Below are 3,026 nucleotides of genomic sequence, written 5' to 3'. Positions count from 1 at the left end.
CCCCCTCGCACATCGCCGACGAGAGCGGTCCCACGGTTCGTTCGTCTCCCTCGCGCGAGGGAGACGAACGAACCGCCGCTCAGCCCTGACCGGGTGCGATCAGCCCCGTCTCGTACGCACAGATGACCGCCTGGATCCGGTCGCGCAGACCCAGCTTCGCCAGCACGTTGCTCACATGGGTCTTCACCGTGTGCTCGCTGACCACGAGCTCGGCGGCTATCTCGGCGTTGGACAGCCCCCGCCCGAGCAGGACGAGCGTCTCGCGCTCCCGCACGGTCAGCGCCCCGAGCACCCCGGACCCCGGCCCGTCCGGCCCGCCCGGCCCGCCCGGCCCCTCCAGCGCCTGCCCGCGACCGGTGAAGTCGGCGACCAGCCGCCGCGCCACGGAAGGGGCCAGCAACGAGTCCCCGGCGACGACGACCCGCACCGCGTGGACGAGGTCGTCCCGGCGCACGTCCTTGAGCAGGAACCCGCTCGCGCCCGCGTGCAACGCCTCGTAGACGTAGTCGTCCTGGTCGAACGTCGTCAGCATGACGACCTTGGCGTCCGACTCCGCGCACACGACCCTGGCCGCCTCGATGCCGTCCATGCGCGGCATCCGGATGTCGAGCAGGACCACGTCGGGCGCGTGCCGCCGCACCGCCTCCACGGCCTCGGTCCCGTCGCCGGCCTCGGCGACCACCTCGATGTCCGGCTGCGCCCCCAGGATCATCGCGAAGCCGCTCCGCACCAGCTCCTGGTCGTCGGCCACCACCACACGGATCGTCAACTCCGCACCTCCGCAGTTGAGGAGATCACAAGCGGCAGCTCGACGACAACGCGGTACCCGAGCCCGCCCGGCCCCGGCCCGGCGGTCGCCGTGCCCCCGTGTGCCGCGGCCCGCTCGCGGATGCCGATGAGCCCGCGGCCGCCCCCGGAGGACAGGCGTGGCGAGCCGGCCCCGTCGTTCTCCACGGTCACCAGCAACCGGTCGGCGGCCCAGGCGAGGTGGACGGACACGGAGTCGGCGTCGGCGTGCTTGAGGACGTTCGTCAGCGCCTCCTGGACGACGCGGTACACCGTCACCTGCACGTCCGCCGCGAGGGCCCGGGGCTCGCCCCGCCCGGTGAGGGTGACGGCCAGGCCGGTGCGCCGCACGTCGGCGACGAGGTCCTGGAGCCCCGCGAGCGTCGGCTGGGGAGTACGCGTCGTGCCCGGCTCCTCCTTGAGGACGCCCAGCATCCGCCGCAGCTGCACCATCGCGTCGCGTCCCGCGCCGGCAATGGCGTCGAAGGCCGCCTCCGCCCGCTCCGGGTCGGACCGGACGACGAGCGGCCCGGCCTCCGCCTGAACGATCATCAGACTGACGGCGTGGGAGAGCACGTCGTGCATCTCGCGCGCGATGCGTGCCCGTTCCCGCTCCGCGGCCCGTTCGGCCTCCGCCTGCCGGGCCTTCTCCAGCTCGGCCGCCCGCAACTCCACGGCCTCCGTGTACGCCTGGCGGGTGCGGGTCAGCACACCGAGGACGTAGACCATGCCGAAGAGGAAGAAGGCGAAGAGGTACTCGCGTGCCGTGTTCGTACGGAACGCCACGGCCAGGGCGACCAGCGGAAGGCCGAACACCACGGTCGCCCGCCGCTGCCGCTGCCCGCCCTGCGCGGCAACGGTGAACAGGGCGACCAGCGGGCTGTAGGGCAAAGGCTGCCCGGGCCCGTCCAGCGGCAGGTACGCGATGCCGGCCGCCGTGATGGCCAGCAGCACGGTCAGCGGCGCCCGGCTCCTCCAGAGGAGCGGCAGGACGGCCGCCGAGGTCATCGCGTACGAGGCCCAGGTGGCAGGGGGCACGTCGGCAGTGCGGGGCACGACGAAGGGGATGGTCACCGCCGCCTGGACGATGCCGGTGACGACGGCGTCGACGGTCCGCGGGCCGGCACCGCGCAGTCTGTCCATCATGTCCATCGGCGACGGGAGCAATGCGTTTTCTCTCTTCCGGCGGCGGGCAGGTGGCTGCCCGTGAACGATGTCAGACCGGTGGTGGTGGCAGCGCTGGAGCCCGGGACCGCCACGTCCGTGCTCCCCGCGGAACTGTGCGAACGCCTGGCCGGGACGGTGGAGTTACGGGGTCCGGGCGAGGCCCGGCGGGGGGATCTGGCGCGGGCGGACGTCCTCATCACCGGCTGGGGAAGTCCGGTGCTGACCGGGACGTTCCTCGACGGGGCGCCGCGGCTGCGGGCGGTCCTCCATGCGGCGGGTTCGGTGAAGCCACTGGTCACGCCGGCCGTCTGGGAACGGGGCATCGTGGTCTCGTCGGCCGCGGAGGCCAACGCGGGTCCGGTGGCCGATTACGCCTTCGCCCTGATCGTCCTCGCGGCGAAGAAGGCACTCGCCACGGCGGCCGCATACGCGGAGGGAGGCGGCGGGGATGCCCGGGCCCGCTGGCCTGCATTCGGCGACCGGCAGGGAGGCGACGGCCTGACGGTCGGCGTCGTGGGCGCCTCGCGCATCGGCCGGAAGGTCATCAGCCGGCTGCGGGCGTCGGAGGCCGGATACCGCGTGCTGGTGCACGACCCGTATGCGCCGGACTCCGTCGACCTGGACACGCTGTGCCGGAACAGCAGGGTCATCACGCTCCACGCCCCCGGACTGCCCGGCACACGGCACCTGCTGAATGCCGCCCGTCTGGCCCTCATTCCGGACGGCGGCGCGGTCATCAACACGGCGCGGGGCTCGCTCATCGATACGGACGAGCTGGCACGGGAGTGCGCTTCGGGGCGGCTGGACGCCTATCTGGACGTCACCGAGCCGGAACCCCTGGAGACCGGACACCCGTTGCTGGGGCTGCGCAATGTGCTGGTGACACCGCACATCGCGGGCGCCCAGGGAAGCGAGGTGCGGCGGCTCGGGATGTGGGTGGTGGAGGAAGTGGAGCGCTGGGTGCGGGGTTTGCCTCTGCTGGGGCGGGTGGAGGAGAGCGAATTGCACCGGCTGGCATAAAGGCCGGCCCGGGAAGTCGGTAAACGCAAAAATGCCGCAGGCCCCGGACTTTT

Annotated in this window: 3 protein-coding genes; 1 reads left to right on the top strand and 2 read right to left on the bottom strand. The window is 72.8% G+C overall.

Going from position 1 to position 3,026, the window contains the following annotated elements:
• Nucleotides 1-79: 79 nt before the first annotated feature.
• Both LE181_RS24385 and LE181_RS24380 read right to left on the bottom strand, forming a co-directional pair.
• Nucleotides 80-769: a response regulator gene (locus LE181_RS24385; RefSeq protein WP_225663633.1), complete on the bottom strand. Its 690-nt coding sequence runs from the start codon at nt 767-769 to the stop codon at nt 80-82.
• A complete protein-coding gene (locus LE181_RS24380; protein WP_225663632.1) occupies nt 766-1,932 on the bottom strand; it encodes a sensor histidine kinase in 1,167 nt (388 codons plus the stop codon). The genes LE181_RS24385 and LE181_RS24380 overlap by 4 nt, the downstream gene beginning before the upstream one ends.
• 54 nt (nt 1,933-1,986) lie before the next feature.
• Between LE181_RS24380 and LE181_RS24375 the strand changes: the two genes are divergently transcribed.
• Nucleotides 1,987-2,973, top strand: a complete 987-nt coding sequence (locus LE181_RS24375; RefSeq protein WP_372458483.1) for a hydroxyacid dehydrogenase — start codon at nt 1,987-1,989, stop codon at nt 2,971-2,973.
• Nucleotides 2,974-3,026 lie beyond the last annotated feature (53 nt).

This window comes from Streptomyces sichuanensis (assembly GCF_020328095.1).
Classification (GTDB): Bacteria; Actinomycetota; Actinomycetes; order Streptomycetales; family Streptomycetaceae; genus Streptomyces; species Streptomyces cinnamoneus.
This window is presented reverse-complemented; position numbering and strand designations above follow the sequence as displayed.

What these genes read in the sequence shown, in the direction of transcription:
- LE181_RS24380 (WP_225663632.1), bottom strand. Translation starts at nt 1,932, where the DNA reads ATGATGGACAGACTGCGCGGTGCCGGCCCGCGGACCGTCGACGCCGTC.